Origin of the sequence: Pseudomonas graminis, assembly GCF_013201545.1 — a bacterium.
GTDB lineage: Bacteria > Pseudomonadota > Gammaproteobacteria > Pseudomonadales > Pseudomonadaceae > Aquipseudomonas.
On sequence record NZ_CP053746.1, the window covers coordinates 4,942,856 to 4,966,198 of the forward strand.

General features: G+C 62.2%; 26 protein-coding genes. 16 read left to right on the top strand and 10 right to left on the bottom strand.

Annotation, left to right across the window (positions count from 1 at the left end; genetic code table 11):
- Window positions 1-187: 187 nt before the first annotated feature.
- Window positions 188-517, top strand: a complete 330-nt coding sequence (locus FX982_RS22040) for a hypothetical protein (protein WP_074885710.1) — start codon at window positions 188-190, stop codon at window positions 515-517.
- A 209-nt stretch (window positions 518-726) separates the two neighbouring features.
- Window positions 727-1,032 (top strand): DUF6482 family protein, encoded by a 306-nt coding sequence (locus FX982_RS22045; RefSeq protein ID WP_172612588.1) that lies wholly within the window; start codon window positions 727-729, stop codon window positions 1,030-1,032.
- Between the two features lie 227 nt (window positions 1,033-1,259).
- Here FX982_RS22045 and adhP read toward each other — a convergent pair whose 3' ends face one another.
- The gene (adhP, locus tag FX982_RS22050) at window positions 1,260-2,291 is read right to left on the bottom strand and encodes an alcohol dehydrogenase AdhP (RefSeq protein WP_172612589.1); all 1,032 of its coding nucleotides are present in this window, start codon (window positions 2,289-2,291) and stop codon (window positions 1,260-1,262) included.
- 269 nt (window positions 2,292-2,560) lie between these two features.
- Between adhP and FX982_RS24640 the strand changes: the two genes are divergently transcribed.
- The gene (locus FX982_RS24640) at window positions 2,561-2,695 is read left to right on the top strand and encodes a hypothetical protein (protein ID WP_301952914.1); all 135 of its coding nucleotides are present in this window, start codon (window positions 2,561-2,563) and stop codon (window positions 2,693-2,695) included.
- A 14-nt stretch (window positions 2,696-2,709) separates the two neighbouring features.
- On the top strand, window positions 2,710-3,141 hold the full coding sequence (locus FX982_RS22055; protein WP_172612590.1) for a potassium channel family protein: 432 nt from the start codon (window positions 2,710-2,712) through the stop codon (window positions 3,139-3,141).
- Between the two features lie 427 nt (window positions 3,142-3,568).
- Here FX982_RS22055 and FX982_RS22060 read toward each other — a convergent pair whose 3' ends face one another.
- The 4 genes from FX982_RS22060 to FX982_RS22075 all read right to left on the bottom strand — a co-directional run bounded on the left by FX982_RS22060 (window position 3,569) and on the right by FX982_RS22075 (window position 7,061).
- Entirely contained in the window at window positions 3,569-4,354 is a 786-nt protein-coding gene (locus FX982_RS22060; protein WP_172612591.1) for a sulfite exporter TauE/SafE family protein, read from the bottom strand.
- Between the two features lie 145 nt (window positions 4,355-4,499).
- A complete protein-coding gene (locus tag FX982_RS22065) occupies window positions 4,500-5,003 on the bottom strand; it encodes a cupin domain-containing protein (RefSeq protein WP_172612592.1) in 504 nt (167 codons plus the stop codon).
- Window positions 5,004-5,074: 71 nt separating this feature from the next.
- Window positions 5,075-5,839 carry a trans-aconitate 2-methyltransferase gene (gene tam / locus FX982_RS22070; RefSeq protein ID WP_172612593.1) on the bottom strand — a complete coding sequence of 255 codons (765 nt, stop codon included), beginning with the start codon at window positions 5,837-5,839 and terminating at the stop codon, window positions 5,075-5,077.
- Window positions 5,840-5,975: 136 nt separating this feature from the next.
- Complete coding sequence (locus FX982_RS22075; RefSeq protein ID WP_172612594.1) at window positions 5,976-7,061, bottom strand: glycoside hydrolase family 3 protein; 1,086 nt, start codon at window positions 7,059-7,061, stop codon at window positions 5,976-5,978.
- Between the two features lie 299 nt (window positions 7,062-7,360).
- On the opposite strand from FX982_RS22075, the gene FX982_RS22080 reads away from it, so the two are divergent.
- The 4 genes from FX982_RS22080 to FX982_RS22095 all read left to right on the top strand — a co-directional run bounded on the left by FX982_RS22080 (window position 7,361) and on the right by FX982_RS22095 (window position 10,778).
- Window positions 7,361-7,708, top strand: a complete 348-nt coding sequence (locus tag FX982_RS22080) for a hypothetical protein (protein WP_122624867.1) — start codon at window positions 7,361-7,363, stop codon at window positions 7,706-7,708.
- 217 nt (window positions 7,709-7,925) lie between these two features.
- The gene (locus tag FX982_RS22085; protein ID WP_172612595.1) at window positions 7,926-8,489 is read left to right on the top strand and encodes a type 1 glutamine amidotransferase domain-containing protein; all 564 of its coding nucleotides are present in this window, start codon (window positions 7,926-7,928) and stop codon (window positions 8,487-8,489) included.
- A gap of 197 nt (window positions 8,490-8,686) precedes the next feature.
- Window positions 8,687-9,352 carry a glycosyltransferase gene (locus tag FX982_RS22090; protein ID WP_172612596.1) on the top strand — a complete coding sequence of 222 codons (666 nt, stop codon included), beginning with the start codon at window positions 8,687-8,689 and terminating at the stop codon, window positions 9,350-9,352.
- Window positions 9,353-9,503: 151 nt separating this feature from the next.
- The gene (locus tag FX982_RS22095; RefSeq protein ID WP_216843222.1) at window positions 9,504-10,778 is read left to right on the top strand and encodes an Nramp family divalent metal transporter; all 1,275 of its coding nucleotides are present in this window, start codon (window positions 9,504-9,506) and stop codon (window positions 10,776-10,778) included.
- A 317-nt stretch (window positions 10,779-11,095) separates the two neighbouring features.
- Here FX982_RS22095 and FX982_RS22100 read toward each other — a convergent pair whose 3' ends face one another.
- Window positions 11,096-11,596, bottom strand: a complete 501-nt coding sequence (locus FX982_RS22100) for a copper chaperone PCu(A)C (protein WP_172612598.1) — start codon at window positions 11,594-11,596, stop codon at window positions 11,096-11,098.
- Window positions 11,596-12,204, bottom strand: a complete 609-nt coding sequence (locus tag FX982_RS22105; protein ID WP_172612599.1) for an SCO family protein — start codon at window positions 12,202-12,204, stop codon at window positions 11,596-11,598. Before FX982_RS22105 ends, FX982_RS22100 begins: the two co-directional genes overlap by 1 nt.
- 439 nt (window positions 12,205-12,643) lie before the next feature.
- Here FX982_RS22105 and FX982_RS22110 point away from each other — a divergent pair, with 439 nt between their 5' ends.
- From FX982_RS22110 to FX982_RS22120, 3 genes are read left to right on the top strand one after another with little or no spacing between them, the layout of a single operon-like run.
- Window positions 12,644-13,675: an acyl-CoA dehydrogenase family protein gene (locus tag FX982_RS22110; protein ID WP_254074849.1), complete on the top strand. Its 1,032-nt coding sequence runs from the start codon at window positions 12,644-12,646 to the stop codon at window positions 13,673-13,675.
- Window positions 13,672-14,433 carry a PIG-L deacetylase family protein gene (locus FX982_RS22115; protein WP_172612601.1) on the top strand — a complete coding sequence of 254 codons (762 nt, stop codon included), beginning with the start codon at window positions 13,672-13,674 and terminating at the stop codon, window positions 14,431-14,433. The genes FX982_RS22110 and FX982_RS22115 overlap by 4 nt, the downstream gene beginning before the upstream one ends.
- A complete protein-coding gene (locus FX982_RS22120) occupies window positions 14,430-15,029 on the top strand; it encodes a class I SAM-dependent methyltransferase (RefSeq protein ID WP_172612602.1) in 600 nt (199 codons plus the stop codon). The genes FX982_RS22115 and FX982_RS22120 overlap by 4 nt, the downstream gene beginning before the upstream one ends.
- Window positions 15,030-15,037: 8 nt before the next feature.
- On the opposite strand, the gene FX982_RS22125 is transcribed toward FX982_RS22120, so the two are convergent.
- Window positions 15,038-15,769 carry a GNAT family N-acetyltransferase gene (locus FX982_RS22125; RefSeq protein WP_172612603.1) on the bottom strand — a complete coding sequence of 244 codons (732 nt, stop codon included), beginning with the start codon at window positions 15,767-15,769 and terminating at the stop codon, window positions 15,038-15,040.
- Between the two features lie 353 nt (window positions 15,770-16,122).
- Between FX982_RS22125 and FX982_RS22130 the strand changes: the two genes are divergently transcribed.
- Window positions 16,123-16,920, top strand: coding sequence for a CAP domain-containing protein (locus FX982_RS22130; protein ID WP_438826348.1), 798 nt, complete (start codon window positions 16,123-16,125; stop codon window positions 16,918-16,920).
- Window positions 16,921-16,964: 44 nt separating this feature from the next.
- Here the strand turns inward: FX982_RS22130 and FX982_RS22135 are convergent, their stop codons facing one another.
- Window positions 16,965-17,564, bottom strand: coding sequence for a hypothetical protein (locus FX982_RS22135; protein WP_122534605.1), 600 nt, complete (start codon window positions 17,562-17,564; stop codon window positions 16,965-16,967).
- Between the two features lie 146 nt (window positions 17,565-17,710).
- Window positions 17,711-18,862 carry an ABC transporter ATP-binding protein gene (locus FX982_RS22140; protein ID WP_301952915.1) on the bottom strand — a complete coding sequence of 384 codons (1,152 nt, stop codon included), beginning with the start codon at window positions 18,860-18,862 and terminating at the stop codon, window positions 17,711-17,713.
- A 242-nt stretch (window positions 18,863-19,104) separates the two neighbouring features.
- On the opposite strand from FX982_RS22140, the gene FX982_RS22145 reads away from it, so the two are divergent.
- From FX982_RS22145 to FX982_RS22160, 4 genes are all read left to right on the top strand, one after another.
- The gene (locus FX982_RS22145; protein ID WP_172612605.1) at window positions 19,105-20,439 is read left to right on the top strand and encodes an ABC transporter substrate-binding protein; all 1,335 of its coding nucleotides are present in this window, start codon (window positions 19,105-19,107) and stop codon (window positions 20,437-20,439) included.
- A 91-nt stretch (window positions 20,440-20,530) separates the two neighbouring features.
- A complete protein-coding gene (locus FX982_RS22150; RefSeq protein WP_172612606.1) occupies window positions 20,531-21,436 on the top strand; it encodes a carbohydrate ABC transporter permease in 906 nt (301 codons plus the stop codon).
- Window position 21,437: 1 nt separating this feature from the next.
- Complete coding sequence (locus FX982_RS22155; RefSeq protein ID WP_172612607.1) at window positions 21,438-22,304, top strand: carbohydrate ABC transporter permease; 867 nt, start codon at window positions 21,438-21,440, stop codon at window positions 22,302-22,304.
- A 36-nt stretch (window positions 22,305-22,340) separates the two neighbouring features.
- Window positions 22,341-23,321, top strand: a complete 981-nt coding sequence (locus tag FX982_RS22160) for a sugar-binding transcriptional regulator (RefSeq protein WP_172612608.1) — start codon at window positions 22,341-22,343, stop codon at window positions 23,319-23,321.
- The last annotated feature ends 22 nt before the right edge of the window (window positions 23,322-23,343 follow it).

Consider the following 23,343-nt stretch of genomic DNA (forward strand, 5'->3'; position numbering starts at 1 on the left):
CTCTACCGGATTCGACCTTCCTTCTCTGCGCTCATCAATACCCACACCCTCGCGGCCCGGCACCGGCTCTGTGTACCGACGGACCTTGCCTGTCAGCGACTGGAAGGACTGCGAATCGACGGACGATTCGCCATTGCGTTTGAACTCACTCGATAGATTAACCAGTGGTCAAAAAGGGGTAACAACCATGAACCTGAACAACCAACCTACCATTGATCAATTGGCTCGACTGTTCGCCGCACGCAAGGACTCCCTTGATAGCCACATCCTCTGGGTGTGCGAGGAAGGTAACGTGCACATGGACGGCCTGGGTGCCTGCACCGAAGAAGAACAGTTCGAGAGTCAGCACCCGCATATGCGTGCCCGGCTGAAGATGTACCGCAAGGGCCACGGCTACGTCGGCAAGAAGGCCGCAGCGGACAAGCAGTTCCTCGGTCAGGTGCTGGAAACCCTGAGCAGTGAGTGGGGCGCCGTTCAGCAAGCGCCTGGCCTGCGGGTCATTGACAAGCTCTGCTGATGGAAACGCCGTTGCCTGCCTGTCTTCGATGGGCAGGCAACGGCGATTTTTTCGCGGCGCTGCTCCTGTTGCAAGCCCCCTCATCCGCCTCCCCCGTTTTGTCTTGAACTTGGCACCACCGCGCTCTTCCAATGCATGCAGGCCGCTTCAACGGTTTCGCATCAATCCATGGAACAGACAACGCCCGTGTGCGTAATTAAGGTGCCGTAATGGATCTGGACAAGCTCAGCAAACACGTCAAAGCCGGCGAGATCACCGAGATCAACCTCATGTCGATCGAAGGTGGCTCGTACGCCATACATGCGCTCATGGACGGCAAATCCAATGCCATTACCAGCCCGGACGGCAAAGTCCTGCACGTAGCCTCGGTCGACGAAGCGCGCAAATGCCTGTCGTCCACCGAGGAAGTAAAACTGTTCATCGTCCACCCGGTGGTCTACGACGAAATGGTCGGGCAGCCGCACACTACTCCCGAAGCGCCCCGCCAGCCCATTCCGTTTCGCTCGGGTAACTGATCTAAACGCGTCGAGTGCGTGCCGGTTCTTGCTGAATGCACACATTGCATGAGTGGGACCGGCTTCAGCCGGGAAGAGACCTGCATGAGCACCCTCGATTCTGCGGCGTGACGCATGACCCCTTCCCGGCTAAAGCCGGTCCCACAAGTTCGCGACGAAGCAGCTTTCACTGGATGCATGCAAGACATTTAGTGGGACCGGCTTCAGCCGGGAAGTGGCCGGGTCGATCACCCGCGAAAATCGATGACGATCCTCGACTGCACTTCGCCGTCACCCAATTCTCTGAACACTTGGTTGATCTCGGCCAACGGCCGCACCTCGATGTCGGCCTTCACCTTGCCGTCGGCGGCGAAGGCCAGCGCTTCGGCCATGTCCTGCCGGGTACCGACGAACGATCCGCGCACGGTGATGCAATTGGCGACCACCTCGAACAACGACAAGGGGAACTCGCCCGGTGGCAATCCCACCAACACACAGGTGCCGCGTTTCCGCGTCATGCCCACCCCTTGCTTGAAGGCGGCCAGCGAAGGCGCGGTGATCAGCACGCCATGGCCCCCGCCATCGGTGAGGTCCTTTACAGCTTGCACCGGATCGCCGTGGCGGACATTCACCACCGCATCCGCACCCAGCCTGGTGGCATGGGCCAGCTTGCCGTCGTCGACGTCCACCGCACACACGCGCAGGCCCATCGCCCTGGCGTACTGCACCGCCAGATGCCCTAGCCCGCCAATCCCAGAGATCACGATCCACTGACCCGGCCTCACATCGGCCTCTTTGATGCCTTTGTAGGTGGTCACCCCGGCGCAGATGATCGGAGCGGCCTCATGGGGGGCGAGTCCGGCCGGAATGTGCGCGACGTATTCAGGGTCAGCGAGGATGTATTCGGCGAACCCGCCATTGCGGGTGTAGCCGCCGAACTCGGCGCTGGCGCACACCGTTTCCCAGGCGCTCAGGCAATACTCGCAATGACCACAGGCGGAATACAGCCACGGCACGCCGACGCGATCCCCCTCGCCTACGCTGGTCACGCCAGCGCCCAGGGCGACCACAATGCCGATGCCTTCATGGCCCGGAATGAAAGGCAGCGTCGGCTTCACCGGCCAGTCGCCCCGCGCCGCGTGCAAGTCGGTGTGACAGACCCCGCACGCTTCGGTCTTGATCAAAATTTGCCCGGGGCCCGGCGTGGGGATGTCCCAGTCACGGAGCACCAGTGGGCTGCCGAACGCTTCTACAACTGCCGCCTTCATTTTGCCTTTCATAGAGTCTGCCTTCGCCTGGGACGGGGTAAGTTCGAGTAGGGGGCGCGCATGATCAGTCATGGAGTTGCCTCATGAGCCTCCCATGATCGCGATGGGTTTGGCAGTGGCTGACTTGAATCAACCTACGGCCAGTGTGCTCGCCTGAAACGGGCCGCCATTGATCTGGATCAAGACGGCCTGACTCAGCCCTCCCCACTCATCCACTTCAGCAATGTCCGCTGTCACCGACCAGCGCACGTGCCTATGCTGCACCGCTCAAGGAGATGCACATGAATGCCCATCTGGCTGCCGTTCCCGGTTTACTTTTCAAATCAGACTGCGTTTTCTTCGATGGCGATGATCTGCGCCTTTCCCCTGGCATTAGCGTGCAGGACACCGAACGCTTGTCCTCTATGACGCTTTGATCGGGGAAAGCGCGATGTTCGCCGTCACCCTCATCAATATCGTGATCATCACCACGGTGGTGCTCGTGCACTACGAATGCCTGATTCGCCTCAATCAGCTCATGCCCAGGCTTGGGGTTCGGCATCGGTTCAGGGTCGTCATCGGCGTGCTGGGTGCACTGGTCGCCCACGCCGTTGAAGTCTGGATCTTTGCCCTGGGCTATTACCTGATGAACCGGTCAGACACATTGGGCCGCCTGACAGGAAATTTCGACGGCAGCTTCATGGACTCGGTGTACTTCTCGTTCACGACCTACACCACCATCGGTTTTGGCGACATCACGCCCAGCGGGCACCTGAAATACCTGACGGGGCTGGAAGCGTTGACGGGGCTGGTTCTGATCACCTGGACCGCATCGTTTCTGTTCATTGAGATGCAGCGTTACTGGGGGGCGGAGAAGGAGTGAGCCCGGGCGTGGGGGCGCTGAATGTCTTGCAGCAAACACATACCCCGCGGGAGTGACCGGGGTGGCGCTCCACCTTGCTCACGAAGACGGCATTCCAGTCGCTGAAGATCCAGCGGATGTTCCCAACCCTTCGCGAGCAAGCTCGCTCCCACAATTCGTGTATCCGTCCCCACATTCGCGTTGTTGTTTGATGAGAATGAGCTTGCTCACGGAAACGAGCAAGGTGGAGCGCCACCCCGGTCACTCCCACGCATCCGTATCAAACCCGAACATTTGATTGTTCGCGGATCCTGTGGGAGTGACCGGGGTGGCGCTCCACCTTGCTCACGAAGACGGCATTCCAGTCGCTGAAGATCCAGCGGATGTTCCCACCCCCAGCAGACCGACGCCCATGACCGCTATGTCGGCAGGCGCCTCTGAACAGCTTTTAGAATGCCAATTTGTACCCGATCGCCAGCAGCATCAGCGCCAGGCACGGACGCAGGATGGCGTCGGGGATGCGGCCGGTCAGGTGGCTGCCGATATAGATCCCCGGCAGCGAGCCCATCAGCAGGTAGCCGAGCATCGACCAGTCCATGTTGCCCATACTGGCGTGGCCGACGCCGGCGACGAGGGTCAGGGGGACGGCATGGGCGATTTCGGTGCCGACCAGGCGCCGGGTTTCGAGGAAGGGGTAAAGCAGGAACAGCGCCACGGTGCCGAGCGCGCCGGCGCCGATGGACGTGAGCGCAACCATGGTGCCCAGGATGACGCCGGTCAGCACCGTCAGCCCGTTCAGGCTTCGGCTACTGAGGCGGTAACGATCACCGGCGTGGCGTTGGGCAAATGCCAGCAGGCGTTTCTTGAAAAAGATCGCCAGGGCCGTCAGCAGCAGCACCACGCCCAGCGCCTGTTTGATCACCAGGTTCATCGCGTCCGGTGCGGTGTGCAGGGTGTTCAGGTACCACAGCGTCAGCCCGGCAGCCGGCACGCTGCCCAGGGTCAGCCAGCCGGTAATGCCCCAGTCGATGTTGTCGTTCTTTTTGTGAACCAGCACGCCGCCACTTTTGGTGATGGCGGCGTACAGCAGGTCGGTGCCGACCGCCGTGGCGGGGTTGATGCCGAACCACAGCAGAATCGGGGTCATCAGCGATCCGCCGCCTACCCCGGTCATGCCAACGATGAAACCGACCACCAGCCCTGCGACGACGAAACCTGCGTTGCCAAAATCCATGCTCTGCCTGACTGCACATTCAAAAGCCGGCGGGCAGGATAGCGATTTTTGCTCTAGGGACTGCGGTTTTTCTTATATCGAGCCTAGATCGAGACGTTCTATGGTTATAACCAAACGAACCAACGGCGCACACATGGCCCTTGTATCAAGGCTCGCCCTCCCAGTAATCCAGTGTCGCGTCGGGGCGCTGCACGGCCGCAAAAGCGCGTGCTCCATTGATGGTGACCATCGCCTGATACTTGCCGGAGTCCGGGTATTCGCACACCTCAGGCGTCTCGCGGGTGCTGATGGATAAATACTTCAGCGGCGCGTCAGAAGTGTTGATGATCTGATGGGGGTACTCCGGACCGGGCGGAATGAAGATCACATCGCCGCTGCGGATCGGCAGCATTTGCCCTGCAACCCGCAGTGTGCCCTCGCCGTCGAGGATGACGAACATCTCTTCCTGAGCATAATGAAAATGATAGGGGCAAGAACGCTTGCCCGGCGCGACGATGTCCACCGACGCGCCCAGCTTCTGCGCGGCGGTGTCGGTGCCCAGGCGTGCGGCGTCGCTCTCGTACAGCGGGTCGCGGCGCTCGTGCTGCAGCGGCACATCGTTGAAATTGCGAATCAGGCGCGCGGCCAGTTCGGCGGGGTCATTGCTCATGCTCACTCCATCAGGAAACGGCGGTATCGATCACGGCTCGCACAACAGAGGCTTAGCGCAAGCCGCACGCTTCAACGTGTCGCAACGATGAACAAGCGCGGGAACGGCAGCAGCACCGTGCCGTCGTCCAGCGCCGGGTAGGCCTGGCTGATCGCCCGCAGATACGTTTCGAGAAACGCTTGTTGCGCAGCCTCGTCGAGCTTTTGCAAATAGGGCCGCAGCGCAGATCCCTTGAACCACTCGACCACCGCCCCGTGCCCACCGGCAAGTGGGTGATGATAGGTGGTGCGCCAGACATCGACCTCAGCGCAATGGGGTCGCAGCAGCTCGAAATAATAGGCCGCTGGGTGTCGGTCCGGGTGTGTGACGTCGCCGATCCTGCTCGCCCACTCGCTGCTCGCGGCGATTTCCCGTGCCAGACGATGGGCTGGCTCCTCCAGGTTGTCCGGCGTCTGCACCGCCAGCACGCCACCGGAATTCAGCCGGCTGACCAGCCGCGGATACAGCGCCGCGTGGTCGGGCACCCATTGCAGCGAGGCGTTGGCAAGGATCACGTCGTAGGTCTGCGCCGGGTTCCAGGCGCCGATGTCGGCCAGCTCGAATGCCACGTTTGGCAGCCGCTGACGGGCGTCACGCAGCATGTCGTCGGAGCTGTCCAGCCCCGTCACCGTGGCATCGGGAAAACGCTCGGCAAGGACTTCGGTTGAATTACCGGGACCGCAGCCGAGGTCGACGGCGATTTGTGCGGACGCCAGAGGAATGGCGGCGACGAGGTCGCGGACCGGTCGGGTGCGTTGCTGCTCGAACAGGGAGTACTGCGTGGCGGACCAGCTCATCGGGCCTTCCTTTTGGGTGTACAGAGTGGGGTGTACAGAATGGCGAGAGTAGAACGCGCGGGCCGGGAGTACAAATGAGGTGAGCGGCAAGCCACAAGCTGCAAGCTGCAAGTGGTCGGCAGCAAGCAGCGGGGGTTCAGATCATGACTCGGCGGGTCAGGTGCCCGCCCGAGACCGGGTAGGACACGTACAGGCCTGCCTCCACCTGGGCCCGGGATGCATGGGCGTGGGCGCGGACTTTGTGCGCCGCTGCCAGCAGGCGTTGCGCATCAAGTGCTCGCTGAGACACGGCATCGACGATGGCTTGGGCGAGGTCGTCCAGGCCAGCGTCTGCTGACAGGAGCAACAGATGCGCGCCGGCATTCAGGGCCGCGATGGCGGTGTCGGCGATGCTGTTGCCGCGCAGGATGGACACGGCGTCGAGGTCGTCGGACACGATGAGCCCATCAAAACCCAAGGTCTCTCGCAGCATGCCGATCACCGCCGCCGAGGTGCTGGCCGACTGCTGCGGATCCAGCGCCGGGAACACCGCAGGCCCGGGCATGATCGCCCCGGCGCCGGCTGCAATGACCTGCCTGAACACGTCCATCCCGTCGCTGAGCGCGGCGGCGTCATCGGGCACGAATGCCCGCGCTGTCGCCGGGTCGTGCTCGAGCCGGTGATGACCGGGAAAGTGCTTGGCCGTGGCGATCACGCCGGCACGCTGCACACCCCGGATGAATGCGCAGGCAATGCGCGCCACTTCGACGGGATCGGGACCGAGATTGCGCTGATGCAGCCAGGGGTTGACCCCGGTGACCACGTCGACAATGGGCGCCAGAACGAGATTGACGCCCATGACCCGCGCCGAGCTGGCCATTTCATAACAGCGCGCCTCGATGTCTTCGGTGCTCATCTGCTTCAGTTCGGTCGAGCTCGGCATGCCGGGGACCAGACCGTGCAGGCGCTGGATACCGCCGAGCTCCTGGTCCACAGCGATCAGCACAGGTGCCGCCGCGAAGAGCGCCGCCTCCCTGGCAATCGCGGAAAAATGCCCATGGGTCTCTGCGCGGCGGCGCTCGAAACTCATGCTCCGGGCCAGGTATTCGTCGCGGGTCTCGCCCAGTAAAACCGACACCCCGCCGGCTTGCAGATGGCGACGCAGGGGTTCATCCAGCGCCAGTCCGGAAATCGCGGGCATGAGGACTGAGCGCGCAGCCCTTTGCAATTCATCGTGTGGCATATGCTCTCCGTCAATCAGGCGATGACGAGCAGAAGCCGCAACACTACGACTGCTCGTTTATGCTCACTTTATTCATTAAACGAGCAATGTCAATCGAACCGAGCAACATGCGGCGGAGTGGCGTGGAGGGTCAAACGCTTAAAAAAACCCTCACCGGCTCGACGCACGCCGCAGCCAACAGGCGTGGACGAGAGATAAAAATTTTGATCACCCGTGCTTTTCATTTGCACAGTTGCTGGTCAACATAGGCGCCCATCGACCCGGTCGAACTGTTCCGTTTTCTTATTCAGGATGAATTGATGCGCCGTTTATTTCCGTACTCATTACTGGGCTGCGCCATGGCCGTGGTACTGACGGGTTGCAACTCCACACCGAACAACCCCTCGTTCAATTTCGACACCGCCAAGACGCCGTCCGATTACGCCAAGTGCATCTACCCCAAGTGGCAACAACTCAAGCCCGGCACGACGATGACCGAGAGCAAAGGCCACTACAAACTGCTGGTCTCCGGGAAGATCGCGTCCGATGAGATTCTCGAGGTCTACAAAGGCAACCCCAATACCCGGGTTTTCCTGTATCAACGCGCCCCGCTGTCGTCAGCTTTCGGCCGTAATGCGCTGGAAAAAGCCGTTCGCGAATGCCTGTGACGACGATGTAAATCACGCTGCGCCGTTTCGTCGCACGACGTTGTTCCCAGACCCCGAAATCCGGGTGCGCGGCCTGGGTTGCAGGACACCGTCCTCAAGCCCGGCCACGCAATCGGGCTGAACTTTTGCTTTTCCAGCTTCCTCTGAAAGTGACACCGCCTGCTCGCAGCAGGTGCAGTTTCAACTTCAGCACTTCAATTCAGAGGAAAGCGAAAGCATGAGCAATCAATTGAACGGCAAGAAGGTTTTGATCATCACGTCCAATACCGGCATCGAGCGCGACGAACTGCTCAAGCCGCTGGAAGCGTTGAAGGGTCAGGGGGCTGCGGTCACCCACGCCTCCATCGAAGGCGGCACTGCGCAACTGTTCCTGAACGACACCGACAAAGACGCCGTCGTGACGTCCGACACCAAGCTGGCCGGCCTGTCTGCCAATGATTTCGACGCACTGGTCATCCCCGGCGGCACGGTCAACGCCGACACCCTGCGCCAGGACAGCGATGCCCAGAAGCTGGTCAAGGCGTTCGCCGATGCCGGCAAAACCGTCGCCTCGATCTGCCATGGTCCATGGCTGCTGATTGATGCCGGCGTTATCGAAGGCAAGACCTTGACTTCATACCCGAGCGTGCGCACTGACCTGGTCAATGCCGGCGCGGCCAATTGGGTCGACGCCGAGGTCAAGGAATGCCCGGCCAACGGCTGGACCTTGATCACCTCCCGTACGCCGGACGATCTGCCGGCGTTCAACGAGGCCATTGCCAAGGCGCTGCTGGCGGGCTGAGGCCTGATTCGCACGCCATAACGTAACGCCACCGACGCCGCTGACCAGCGGCGTCGGTGCGTTTGGGGTAAGGCTCAGACTCTGACAAGCGAAACGCTAGTCTTCGCAAACGAAAATAGTTGAAACCAATTTTCCCTCGCTTCGGTCGACATCGAAGGACGCCGCGATCAGCGCAGGTGCCGAGACGAGACACTTCGATGATTGGAATTATTGTCCCCGCGCACAACGAAGAAGAGTTCCTGGACGACTGCATCAAATCCCTGATCGCCGCTTCCGTCCACGAAGACCTTCACAGCGAGCCCGTGGAAATCCTCATCATGCTTGACGACTGCTCCGATGCCTCGGCCCGGGTCGCCGCAGCCCATGGCATCACGACTCACGTTTGCGCCTACCGCAACGTTGGCATGACCCGCGCGGAGGGCGCACGGCTGATGCTCGAGCGCGGTGCTCGCTGGCTGGCATTCACCGATGCCGACAGCGTGGTGCCCTATGCCTGGCTGGCCCATCAGGTCAGCCTGAACGTCGACGCGGTCTGCGGCATCGTCGATGTCGATGACTGGTCAGGGCATCCGGAACATGTGCGCCAACGTTACGATTCGCTGTACCGCCCGGTCGATGACCACCGGCACATCCACGGCGCCAACCTGGGGGTGAGTGCCGATGCCTATCGGCGCGCTGGCGGGTTCAAGGCATTGGCCGCCCATGAGGACGTGCATCTGGTCGCCGACCTGCAACGTGTGGGTGCGTCGATTGCGTGGATTTCCGGGAACAGCGTTACCACCAGCGCACGCAAGGACTACCGCTGCAAGGAAGGCTTTGGGGATTATCTAAACTCCCTGGCAGCAACGTCGTTGTCACGCTGAGGCTTAGCGGGTTTTCCGCGGTACCGTTCATTGGCGCCAGGCGCCTTGCCTCCCCCACCCCTTTTGACTCTTTGCTCTTCAACGCCGGAATTCTTTGATGCCGCCCATCGATCACCCTGCCAGCCCTGGCGACGACACTCTCGGCGGGGGCATGCCCAGCGCCAGTGTCGCCATGCCCAAGACCGGCAACTGGTTCAAGCGGCTGCTCGCGTTCACCGGCCCCGGCTACATGGTCGCCGTGGGTTACATGGACCCGGGCAACTGGGCCACCGACATCGCCGGCGGTTCGAAATTTGGCTACCTGCTGCTGTCCGTGATCCTGTTGTCGAACCTGATGGCCATCGTGCTCCAGGCACTGTCGGCTCGGCTGGGCATCGTTACCGGCTGGGATCTGGCGCGGGCCTGCCGCGAGCGCTGCAGCCGGCCGGTGTGCATCGCGCTGTGGATGGCCTGCGAAATCGCGATCATCGCCTGCGACCTGGCCGAGGTGATCGGCACCGCCATTGCGCTGAACCTGCTGTTCGGCATTCCGCTGATCTGGGGCGCGGTGATCTCGGCCGTCGATGTGTTCCTAATCTTTCTGCTCATGGGCCGCGGGTTTCGGGCGCTGGAGGCGTTTGTCATCGCGTTGCTGCTGGTTATCTTTGGCTGCTTCGCGATCCAGATGGTGCTGGCCCAGCCTGATCTGGCGGAGCTGTTTGCCGGCTTCATCCCCAAGGCCGAGGTGGTCACCAACCCCGAGGCGCTGTACCTGGCGATCGGCATCATTGGTGCAACGGTGATGCCGCACAACTTGTATCTGCACTCCTCCATCGTGCAGACCCGCGCCTACCCGCGCACGGATGAAGGCCGGCGCATCGGCCTGCGCTGGGCGGTGACCGACAGCACCATCGCGCTGACCCTGGCCCTGTTCGTCAATGCGGCGATTCTGATCACCGCGGCCACGGTGTTTCACAAGGCCGGCAAGACCGATGTGGTGGAAATCGAGCAGGCCTACCATTTGCTTTCGCCGATGCTGGGGGTGGGCATGGCGTCGATGCTGTTCGGTGTGGCGTTGCTGGCGTCGGGGATCAATTCCACGGTCACGGCAACCCTGGCCGGGCAGATCGTCATGGAAGGTTTTCTGCGTCTGCGCCTGCCGGGCTGGATCCGCCGCCTGCTGACCCGGGGTCTGGCGATCATTCCGGTGATTGTGGTGACCAGCATTTATGGCGCTCAGGGCACCGCGAAATTGCTGGTGCTGAGCCAGGTCATCCTGTCGATGCAACTGCCCTTCGCCATTGTGCCGTTGGTGCGCTTCGTGTCGGACCGCAAGCTGATGGGGGATTTCGTGACCGGGCCAATCTTGACGACCCTGGCCTGGGGCATCGCGCTGCTGATCATCGTGCTGAACGTGGTGTTGCTGCTGGGGGCGTTTGGGGATTAAGGCATGCCCAATAGCGAATGCGGTCTTGTGGGAGCGAGCTTGCTCGCGAAGGCGCTGGTACATCCACTGAATTTTCAGGGACCGGACTAAAGTCTTCGTGAGCAAGCTCACTCCCACCGGTTTTTCATTTCATGCAGATATTCGGTCAGGGCCGGAAACTGGATGTTGGTGGAACTGTCAGGTCCCACTGAGCCTACGCGGTGCATTTGTAGAACTGGCTTTAGCCGGGAAGACGTCGGTTTGAGCACCATCAATTCTGCGGTATGGCGCCTGACGCTTTCCCGGCTGAAGCCGGTCCTACACATCCGCGGTCCTGCTTAATGCGTCATTCCGTGGTCATGGGCCATGTCCATCGGTGCTGCCGCGGCGCGGGCCGGGGCGGTGACGTTCACGACCTCGGTCTCGCCCCTGGCATTCTTCACGGTCAGGGTCAGTGGCACCTGATCGCCCTGTTTGATCTGGCCGTTCAGGCCCATGAGCATCACGTGGTAGCCATCCGGGTCCAGGGCCACGGTCTTGCCAGCCGGCAGCGGCACGGCGTCGACCGGGCCCATGCGCATGACGTCGTTGGTCATGCTCATTTCGTGGATCTGCACGTCTTTGGCCACCGGCGAAGTGACGTTGAGCAGCGTGCTGTCGGTGTCGGCGGTGATACGCATGAAGGCCCCCGATGACGGCTGACCGGCCACCGTCGCACGCACCCACGGATCCTCGACCCGCGTCTGCGCGGCAGCAGTCAGGCTGACCCCAGCCAGAAGCGCAACCGCAACGGCACGTGAAACGAATGAGCGCGAGACAGCATTCAACAAAGCATTCATCAGCAGACTTCCATGACAGTGACCAAATCTTCCGCACATTGCTTGGCGGAAAGCGAAGGCGACAGCCCCAGGCGCAGGTTACCCCGGGAGTCGAAAACGAAGCTGGTGGCGGTGTGGGACATGGTGTAGGTGTTCCCCGCCGGGACCTTTTCGTAGAACACGCCGAATTCCTTGGCCACGTGAACGGTTTGTTCCAGCGTGCCGCGCAGGGCGACGAAGGTCGGATCGAACTGTTTGACGTAGGCGTCGAGGACCTGCGGCGTGTCGCGCTCGGGATCAACAGTGATGAAGATCACCTGCAGCGTCTTGCCGTCTTCGCCCATCAGCTTTTTGATCTGCGCAGCCCGGGCCAGTGCCGTCGGGCACACGGCCGGGCATTGGGTGAAGCCGAAAAACACCATCGGCATCAACCCGCGATAACTCGACAGGGTTTTGACCTCACCGTCGGTGTCGGTCAGCTTGAAGGTGCGGCCCATGATCTTGTTGCTCAGATCTTTGCCGTACTTGAAATCCAGCGCAGTGGTCGAACCGTCACAGCCGGCCAGCAGGCCCAACCCCAACAGGCCCATGCCGGTGACCACCTGACGGCGGGTCAGAAACTCATTCATCTCGCGAACTCTCGAAAGCAGCGGCTGGCGCCCACGCCAACCCTTTTTTCGTCCACCTTGCAGTAGCGCAGGCGTTATTGGCAGTCGCACTGCAGCAGCAAGGGACGAAGCGAAAAAAACAGGTGCCCCACAGTGTCGCGCAAAACCGGGCTGAATGGGTTACGAGCGCATTTCACCGACACCACTCGATGGCGCTGCACCCCTTGACGCCCATGGGTCGAGAAACGCCCGCTGCGACAAAACCGCGCACCCGGGCGTTTACCGTCGACCACCGGGCTGGCAGATTCTCCCTGTGGAAATCATCCGACCGGTCGGGCAGACGAAATGTTTGAACCCCGCCCCGCTGGCGCTGCCGAATGCCATCAGCAGGCCACGCAAGCGGGCCATGCCACAGCCCGCGCACCTCGCGTCGGCGTCAACGGGACGGAGGCAGTCAGCCATGCGGGACGATGCACAAGGACTTGAATCACTTCTGGCGGATTTCGCCCAGCGTGACAATCTCCAGGTATCGGCCGCTCCCCTGCGTGATGCCATGCAGCGCTGCCTCAACAGCGGCCTTGACCAACTGCCGTTGCCCGGCGGCGGTCACACCCTCGAACGCTGGCGCCAATTGGCGACGGTGGCGGGCGTCGATCTGGCGCTGCTCAAGCTCTACGAAGGCCATACCGACGCCCTCGCCATTCTCGATGAACTCAATGCCGCGCCTTTCGAGGCACCCGGCATTTGGGGTGTGTGGGCCGCTGAGCCGCCTGACGCCAAGGTCGGCGTCAGTCAACGCCACGGCGACAAGGTGCGCCTCAACGGCCGCAAGGCCTGGTGCTCCGGCGCCCAACAGCTGGATTACGCACTGCTCACCGCCTGGGCCAACGACGAGGCGCCGCAACTGGTGGCCGTCGATTTGAAGCAGCCTGGCGTGCGGTTCAGCAGCGAGACCTGGCAGGCCGTGGGCATGGCCGGGACCGCCAGCGGCGACGTGCACTTCGACGGCGCGGTCGGCATTTGCGTGGGCAATAACGGCGACTATCTGACCCGGCCAGGGTTCTGGCAAGGCGGCGCCGGCATCGCTGCTGCCTGGTACGGCGCGGCAGTGGCGCTGGCGAAGACCTTGCGCGCGCACCGACACAATGGACGGCCCGAGCCCCACGCCGACGCTCATCTGGGCAGCGTCGATGCAGCGCTGTGTGGCGCGGCGGCGGCCCTGCGCGAATGCGCCGAATGGATCGACGCGCATCCGCACAAGGACGCGAGCCTGCCGGTGCAGCGCCTGCGGGCGCAGGTCGAAATGGCGGTCGAACAGGTGTGCCGGCATGTCGGCCGGGCGCTGGGCGCCACGCCGTTCTGCCGCGATCCGCACTTTGCCCGCCTGGCTGCCGACCTGCAGGTGTTTATCCGACAAAGCCACGCCGAACGTGACCTGGCGCATCTGGGCCAGCGCGTCGCTACGGGCGAAACCGAGGATTGGTCACTATGAACGAAGCACACCCATTCGGCGTCAGCGGGACACCGTTGAGCGCCTGGCAAAACAGCGTGGCGTTACGCGGCGTACGCACCATCACCCTGGAAGAACTGGTCCCGCCGGGTGCGCGCCTGATCGTGCTCGCGCCGCACCCCGACGATGAGATTCTGACCTGCGGCGGCCTGCTCGCGGCGATGGCCAGGCGGCAGAACGATGTGCAGCTGGTTGCCGTCACCGATGGAGAAGGCAGCCACCCGCAATCACCGCTGTGGCCCGTGCAGCGCCTGCGCACCGAGCGTCGGCGGGAAAGCGAGCAGGCCGTCGCGCACCTCGGCCTGGACGTGTCGAGGTTGTCCTGGCAACGCCTCGGCATGGGCGACGGCCAGGTGGCCGAGCATGCCGAGTCGTTGATTGCCCTGCTCAGCGAAGACCTGCGTCCCTCGGACGTCTTGCTGACCACCTGGCGCCACGACGGTCACTGTGACCACGAAGCCGTTGGTCATTGCGCGGCCCAGGCGGTCGCCAACACCGGCGCAACGCTGGTAGAAATTCCGGTATGGGCCTGGCATTGGGCGGAGCCGAACGACCCGCGCATACCCTGGGAACAGGCCCGCAAATTCTGGCTCAGCGATGAGCAACTGCGGCGCAAGCGCGAGGCCATCGGCGCCCACTTGAGCCAGCTGGAAAAAGACCCGAGCACCGGCGCGCCTGCGGTGTTGAACCCCCAGACGCTGGAGCGTCTGCTGCAACCTTTCGAACTGGTGTTTCTGTGAGCGTTTCCGGTGAGTATTTCGACGCATTGTTCGCCAACAGCGACGACCCGTGGGCCTTCCGCACGCGCTGGTACGAACACCGCAAACGCGACCTGACCCTCGCCGCCCTGCCGCGCCAGCGCTATGGACGCATCTTTGAGCCTGGCTGTGCCAATGGGGAATTGAGCCTGCGCCTGGCCGAACGCTGCGACGCGCTACTGTGCATGGACCTCAGCCCCCGGGCCGTCACCCTGGCCCGCGACCGCTTGAGCGGGCACGCCCATGTTCAGGTGCTGGAAGGCTGTCTGCCCCGGGACTGGCCGGCGGGGGAATTCGATCTGGTGGTCATCAGCGAATGGGCCTATTACCTGACGCCGGATGCCTTTGGGGAAATCATCGAGCGCATTCGCGAAAGCCTGACCCCCGATGGCGCGGTGCTCGCCTGCCACTGGCTGCACCCGATCGAAGGCTGCCCGATGGAAGGCCACGAAGTGCATCAGGTCCTGGCGCGGCATCTGGCCATGGAACGCTCGCTGCATCACGCAGAGCGGGATTTCCTGCTGGAAATGTGGAGCAAGGACCCGCGCGGGATCGACCTCAATGAGGCCGTTCGCTGAAGCGTGAGTTAAACCAGCCGCGGACCGATAAAGGCGTCCGCCCCCGACTCGCCCAATAATCCGTTCACGAACAGACGCGCCTGGCGGGTCAACTGGTCGATGTGCCGATCACGCTGTTTTTCCGCATCGGTCATCGCGCGCTTGCCGTGCTGCTTCAATAGATAGCTGTGGATTTGCCGCACCTCCAGCGAGTTGTAGATCGGCGCGATGTCGAGCACCGCCAATAATCCCTCGGTCTGTTGCTCGCGGGTGTTCATCAGCACCTGTGGACCGCGCGCGCCCAATACTTGAAAGCCCAGCGCCTCGAACACCGGCACCTTGGCGACGAAGCACGCCAGCTCGGCATGGGGGTAGCGTTCGGTCATTTTCTCCAGCATGGTCCGCGCCACGCCCTGACGACGGCGCGCCGTCTGCACCGCCATGTACGCCACGGCGCACGCCTGCGGGTCCTGCTGGACCGGCAGATAGAGCAAAAAGCCGATGACGATCGAAGGGTCCTCGGCATCCAGCGCCACGATCAGTTCCACCGCAATCCCGCGGGAACCGTCCATCGCCTGCACGTACTGATGCACTTCGTGACCGACGCCGTATTGATACAGCGGGTACAGCGGATTGCTCGGGGCGATGGCGACCATGCTGAGCTCGGTGACGTAGTCGATCACCATCTGCATGATCTGGCTCTTGATCGATTCCGGTGGTGTGGCGTCGAGGCGCATGACAGTAAACGTGGGGCTGGGCATTGTGATCCTGAATCCGGGCGTTGGCGGTAGCGTACAGAACGGTAACTTGTAGAGCGCTGCATCATACCTGCCGGCCCGGCACGCGGCACTCATCAAGGTCTGCGCAGGCTGAAATGGATACAGCGCGTCGGCTGACCTCCACTCAGAAGCGCTCGTCACTGACCGATTCACCTGGTTTTCGCGCCGGCTATTGCAAAATCCTTGCTGATCGCTGCAACCTCCACGGTTTGTGCGGCTCAGACTATTCGCGACAGGTAAAATCGCGCACCGTGGGCGCGTCAGTTCGAGGGAGATTTTCCATGGGTTTCAGATCATTCATCCAGTGTCTCGCCGTTGTGCCCCTGGCATTGCTGATGGCAGGGACAGCCGTGGCCAGCGAAGAAACGCAGCTGATCCAGTCAATCAATTCATACCGCAGCCAGGCCCAGCCTTGCGCCAATGTGGCGTCGAACGAGCTGCCGCCGCTGAACAGCGACCCGCGCCTCAACCTGCCCGCCAGCGGCACGGTCGATCTGCAACCCATGCTGGCCCGGGCGTCGTATCCGATGGTCAGCGTTCAGGCGATCACCCTCTCGGGCCCGCGCGATGCGCAAGCGGCCATGGCGGCGATTCAGGAAAGTTTTTGTCAGGTGGTGCTCAATCCGCAGTTCGTCGACATCGGCGTCAGCCGCAACGAACGTGACTGGCGCATCGTACTGGCGCGTCCACTGCTGGCAGGCGGCCTGGGCAATGCGCAGGCCGAGGGACAGAAACTGCTGGGCCTGATCAATGAAGCGCGCAGGCAGCCTCAGCAATGCGGCGCTCAGTCGTTTTCCGCTGCGGCCCCGCTGGTGTGGAACGACACCCTGATGAGCGCAGCCGAAAGCCATTCGCGCTCCATGGCCAACAACAACTATTTTGATCACAAGGGCCGCAACGGCGGGACGCCGGGGGATCGCGCGGAACTGGCCGGGTACATCGGCCAGCAGATCGGCGAGAACATTGCCGCCGGGCAGGACAACGCGCGCAAGGTGGTCGAAGGCTGGCTGGCCAGCCCCGGCCATTGCGCCAACCTCATGAACCCTCAGTTTCATGACCTCGGCGCTGCGTACGCCACCGACCCGAAAAGCGACGCCGGCATTTACTGGACGGCGCTGTTCGGGGTGCAGTGAAGACTGATCGCGAGTGCGAGCCGCTTTAGCAGGCGGCTCCTCGATCAGAGGCCATCAGCAGCGTGCAACGTGCGCAGTTCAACGTCCGCCGCGCTTTTCTTCTGCCAGACCGGCCAGTACTCAACCCGCTTGGACTCGACCGAGGTTTTGTTGCTCTCGAACCAGCTCAGGGATTTCGGCGAGTTGGTCATCAACTTGGTGTCGGCGATCCAGTCCTTGAAGTCGCTGGACTGAGAGCTGTATTCAGCCTTCGGATCGCGGGCGACCGGCCATGGCGAGAAGCGCGCTTTCCACATGCCCATGCGCGGGATGACCATCGAATAGTAGGTCTTGCCCGGGGCAAGGTCGGCTTCCATGAAGTCCGCCGCTTCGGAGACCACCATGAAGGTGTGGTGGCCCGGCGTCGTCGGGTAGGCGACCTTGGTGCCGTTGGCCAGAATGCCGATGAACTGGGTTTTGCCGCCAGTCACGTCATACACGGAGGCATCGATGGCCTTGGCCATGAACGCGCTGCGCATGAAAACAACCTGTGCGCTGTCCTGGGGACTGGCTTCGATAACCTGGTTGTCGGCAGGTTTCATCATGGACGAACAGCCGGTCAGCAGTACGGTGCCGACCAACGCCAGAAGGTGGGTAATGCGCATTTACAGCTCCTTGAGATAAACATCCGGCCCGAAAACGGATCGAGCCCGGGGCTGTATCGGCGCTGACACTTTTCTCTTGAATGAAAAATCAGCGCAAGGCCTCTGGAACGGGCGTCCCAAGGGGCCTTGATCGAAGCTCAGGCATATTACCCCGCTTGGATCGCCGACGCCGGAACCTGCCCGTCACTCACGTTCGCCTCGGTGTAATGTTGCCGGTGCGCCAGCGCCTGACCCTGTTCATCGAACAGATGGCAACGGTGGCCCTGCACACCGACGCGCAGCAATTGCCCCGCCTTGACCGCCGACATGCCCTCGCCTTTGACCATCAGATCATGGCCCTCGTCCGTCTGTGCGTGGGTAAACGTCTCCCCGCCCAAATGCTCGACCACCAGGGTTTTTACCGGAATCTGCGCATCGCCCTCGCCCCGATCCGACAGATGCTCGGGCCGCAGGCCCAGGGTCAACGCGTCGCCCGCTTTCACCTGCTCGCCCGTCACCGGAACCCACAACAGCTCGCCACCCGGCAGGCTGACCTGAACGGCTTCGGTGCTGATGGCGACCGCTTTGACCGGTAGAAAACTCATCTGCGGCGAGCCGATGAAGCCGGCAACGAAACGGTTGCGCGGATGGTGATAGAGCTCCAGCGGCGAACCCACTTGTTCGATGCAACCCTTGTTGAGCACGACGATTTTGTCGGCCAGGGTCATGGCTTCGACCTGGTCATGGGTGACGTAAACCATGGTTGCCTGGAGGTCGGCATGAAGCTTGGCGATCTCGATACGCATCTGCACGCGCAGGGAGGCATCAAGGTTGGAAAGGGGTTCGTCGAACAGAAAGACTTCCGGCTCATGAACGATGGCCCGGCCGATGGCGACGCGCTGACGCTGTCCGCCGGACAATGCCTTGGGCTTGCGGTCGAGCAGCGGTTCGAGCTGCAGGATGCGTGCGGCGTTGCGCACCTTGGCTTCGATCTGGTCCTTGGGGGTCTTTTGCATCTTCAGCCCGAAGGCGATGTTGTCGTAGACCGACATGTGCGGGTACAGCGCGTAGGACTGGAACACCATGGCCACGCCGCGATCGGCCGGCTCCAGGTAGGTCACATCGCGAGCGCCGATGCGAATCTGGCCCTGGGTGATGCTCTCCAGGCCCGCGATACAGCGCAGCAGGGTTGACTTGCCGCACCCCGAAGGCCCGACGAACACCACGAACTCGCGGCTCTCGATACTCAGGTGGATGTCATGCAAGACCTTGATCTCGCCATAGGCCTTCTCGACGCCACTCAAACTGAGTTCAGTCAAAATCGTATCCCCTGAATTATTGTTGTTTGGACATCTTTTACCGCAATGGCGCCGTGATTTGACAGCGATGTATTTTGTCCTACGATCATTTGTAATTCGTAAATTACAAATGTCAAGGAGCTCATCAAAAGCGGCTGGCCCGCCGAGCATGTCAGCCAGAAATCACCATCAGCACCCCCTGCAGCATCGCAAGCACATGTCCCCGCGTAACCCTCACCCACAACAATAATGAGGTCACGTAAATGAAGAAGCTGGTTTGGAATGCCCTCGCCCTGTCGATTGCGCTGGGTTCCGGCGCCGCACAGGCCTGGACACTGGAAGAGGCCGCCGCGCCATACAAGGGCACCGAAATCAAGGCGATTTTCCTCGACCGCCCCGGTTATGCCGCCGCCATCAAACTGCTGCCCGAGTTCGAAAAGAAAACCGGCATCAAGGTCAGCTACGAAACCGTCCCCTACGAGAATAGCCGCGAACGCGAGGTGCTGAGTTTCACCTCCGGCGAGCAGCTCGACGTTGTGCTGACGGACGTGGTGTGGATCGGCGAGTTCGCGGGCAACGGCTGGCTTGAACCGGTCACCACGTTCACCCAGGACGCCAAGCTCGCCGACCCGGACCTCAAGCTGGAGGGTTTCTTCCCGATCCTGCTGGAGTCCTTCGGCAGTTGGGACAAACAGACCTACGGCCTGCCCTTCGATAACTACTCCGGCCTGCTGTTCTACAACAAGTGCATGCTCAAGGACGCCGGCTTCGACAAACCGCCGGCCACGTGGGACGAGCTGCTCAAGGACTACGCGCCCAAGCTCACCGACAAGACCAAAGACCGCTACGCCTACGCCCTGCAATCGCGGCGCGGTGAAACCCAATCGGCGGACAGCTTCATGCGCTTCCTCTGGCCGTTCGGTGGCTCACTGCTGGACGATCAATTCAAATCCAATCTCAATTCCAAGGCGTCCCAACAAGGCCTGCAATTTCGTCAGGACCTGATGAAATACATGCCGCCGGGTATCGTCGATTACGACCACAACGAAGCGGTCAACGCCCTTGCCCAGGGCAAAGTGGCGATGATCACCGAATGGTCGGCGTTCTACGGCACCCTGGCTGACCCGACAAAATCCAAGATCACCGATTGCCTGGCCGTGGCCACCGAGCCAAAAGGCCCGGCCGGTCTGAAGCCGGCGCTTGGCGGGTTCTCGCTGGGCGTCAACGCCAAGTCCGACGATAAGCAGAAGGCGGCAGCGTGGCTGTTTATTCAGTGGGTCACCTCCGAAGCCATGGCCCGGCCGTACCTGGACGCCGGTGGCGTGAGCGGCCGGATGTCGGTGTACAAGGACGCCGACGTGCAGAAGAAATACCCATTCGTGCAGCCGATGGTGACCTCGTGGGAAGGCGGCGTGCCTGACTACCGCCCGCGCTTCCCGCAATGGCCGGAAATTTCCGAAGTGGTCGGCGAAAACGGCACGGCGATCATGCTCGGCAAAACCAGCGTGGAAGACGGTGCCAAGGCGATAGGCAGCAGGATGGAGGAGATCCTGAAGAAGGCCGGGTATTACGACGGCAAGGTCAAATTGCTGAAGTGACGGGCTGAACATCCACCGTGGGGCGGCGGCTGCCGATTCCCACGGTGAATCAGCAAAACGCCGCGAGATGTCCGTACCCTCGAGACTTCCCATGACCAACAAGAAAAAACCACCCTTCCCGACCCTGTGGAACAACACCCGCGCGGCCTTTGCCTTTCTCGCGCCGGCCACCGTTGCCCTGGCACTGATCGGCATCTTTCCGACGGTGTTTGCGCTGGTCAACTCGTTCCGCCAGTACAACCTCGCCCGGCCAAAAGACGCGACGCCGTTCATTGGCTTCGACAACTACCTCAACGTGCTCAACGACGCTTCGTTCTGGACGGCGCTGGGGCGAACCGGGCTGTTTCTCATCACCGTGGTGCCGATCCAGCTCGCTCTGGGCCTGATCATCGCTTTGATGCTGCACAAGCCCGGCCTTTCCGGATTCAAACTGCTGGCGCGCATGAGCCTGGTCATCCCGCTGGCGACCGCGCCCGCCGTGGCCGGGCTGATTGGCCGGCTGATCTTCAACCGCGATTTCGGCGTCGCCAACGCGCTGCTCTCAGTGGTCAATGCCGGACCGGTCGAATGGCTGGGCGACACCACCAATGCCTTCATTGCCGTGGCACTGATGGACATCTGGCAATGGACGCCCTTCTGCGCGCTGGTGCTGCTGGCGGGGCTGACCATGGTCCCCAATGAAATCGAAGAGGCCGCGCGCCTGGAAACCCGAAGTCGCTGGCAGATCGTGCGCTACGTGCAGCTGCCGTTCCTGCTGCCCAGCGCGACGGTGATTCTGATTCTGCGCACCGCTGACATCCTCAAGATGTTCGACACGGTGTTCACCATGACCCGCGGCGGGCCGGGCGCGGCGACCGAACTGGTCAGCGTGTACATCCAGCGCATCGGCTTTCGGGTGTTTGATCAGGGCGTCGCCTCGGCGCAGGCGATTCTCATGCTGATCCTGACCATCGTGCTGGCCCGGCTGTACATCAAATTCGTTTATCGGGAGATCTGACATGGCCACCGTTGCGACTGCACAAAACCCGGCCACCCCCGCCCTCGCTCGCCCACGCAAAAGGGTCAATGCCTGGCATCTGGTCGGCCTGCTGGCGATCTTCCTGTTCGCGGTGTTTCCGTTCTACTGGATGGTCGCCACCAGCCTCAAGACCCAGGCCGAAGCCCTCGCCTCGCCGCCGATCTGGGCGTTCACGCCGCACCTGGATAACTACGTAAAGGTGCTGTTCGAGCGCGACGTGCTGCACAGCCTTGGCAACTCGCTGATCGTCGCGGTCTGCACCACGGTGCTCGCTGTCGGCCTCGGCACACCGGCGGCCTACGCGCTGGCGCGGTTCGAATTCAAGGGCAAGGAAGACCTGTGGTTCTGGTTCATCACCAACCGCATGCTCAGTCCGATTGTCGTGGCGCTACCGATTTTTCTGATGGCGCGCAACATGGGCCTGATCGACACCCATCTGGTGCTGATCCTGATCTACCTGACCTTCAACCTGCCCATCGTCGTGTGGATCTGCACCGACCAGTTTCGCGGCGTGCCGAAGGACCTGGACGAAGCCGCGCGGCTGTCGGGCGCGTCGCGCTTCACCATCTTCTGGCGCATCGCCCTGCCCCTGGCCATGCCGGGGGTGGCGGTGTCGGCGATCTTCTCGTTCATCTTTTCCTGGAACGAGCTGCTCTACGCGCTGGTGCTGACGCGCAATACCGCCCGCACCGCGCCGGTAACCGCCACCAGTTTCATGAGCGGCTACGACTTGCCCTGGGGCGAGATCATGGCCACCGGCACACTGATCGTGTTCCCGGTGATTATTTTCGCGTTGATGGTATCCAGGCATCTGGTACAAGGGCTGACCATGGGCGCCGTGAAATAGACGCCCCGCTTTACCGGCCACAGTAAGGACACCGCCGTGCAAAACCTTTACCCGGACACCCCCTTCACCACCGAACCGGTGAACGCCGAGGATCAGCTCAATATCCGCATCGCCTGGTCCTATTACGTCAACAGCATGACCCAGCAGCAGATCGCCGACCGGCTGGGCATCACCCGCGTTCGGGTCAACAAGGCCCTGGCGACCTGCCGCGAAACCGGCGTGGTGCAGATTCGCATCACCTCGCCGCTGGCGGCCTGCATCGAACTCGAAGAGCGTCTGCAGAATCGCTTCGGCCTGCGTCGCGTCACCGTCGTGCCATCACCCGACGATCCGTCGACCATCTTCCGCGTGCTGGGCGTCGGCATTGCGCCGAGCATCGAGGAATACCTCACCGACGGCAGCATCGTCGCCGTGGGTTGGGGCCGCACCCTGCGCCAGGCCGTGCGCGAACTGTCCGCGCGGGCGCTGCCAAACCTGACCGTGCTGTCGCTGCTCGGCGGCCTGCATTACGGCTCGGCCAACAACACGGTGGAAATCGCCTCGAGTTTTGCCGGGCTGTTCGGCGGCTCCTGGTACTACCTCGCCGCGCCGGTGTTCGCACCTTCAGAGCAATACCGCGACATGTACCTCGAAGAAGCCTCGGTGCAAGCCGTGCTCGGCAAGGCGCGGCAGGCCGACCTGGCCTTGCTCACCGTCGGTGATTTGAGCGAGCGCTCACTGATGCTGGAACTGGGGCTGGTCAACGGTGAGGACGCGCGCTCGCTGCGTGCCGCCGGTGCCGTCGGTGACCTGCTCGGCCGCTGGCTGGACCGCGACGGCATCGAAGTCGATCACCCGCTGAACCGTCGCGCCGTATCCCTGGACCTCGAAGACCTGCGGCGGATCAAGAAGGTCGTGCTGGTCTCCGGCGGGCCGTACAAGGCCGACATCATTCGCGGGGTGCTGCTGCGCAATTTCGTCCACGAGCTGGTCATCGACGAAAGCGCGGCCCGGCAACTGCTCGATCAGGACAAATAAATCCCCTTCTGGAGCGATCGCG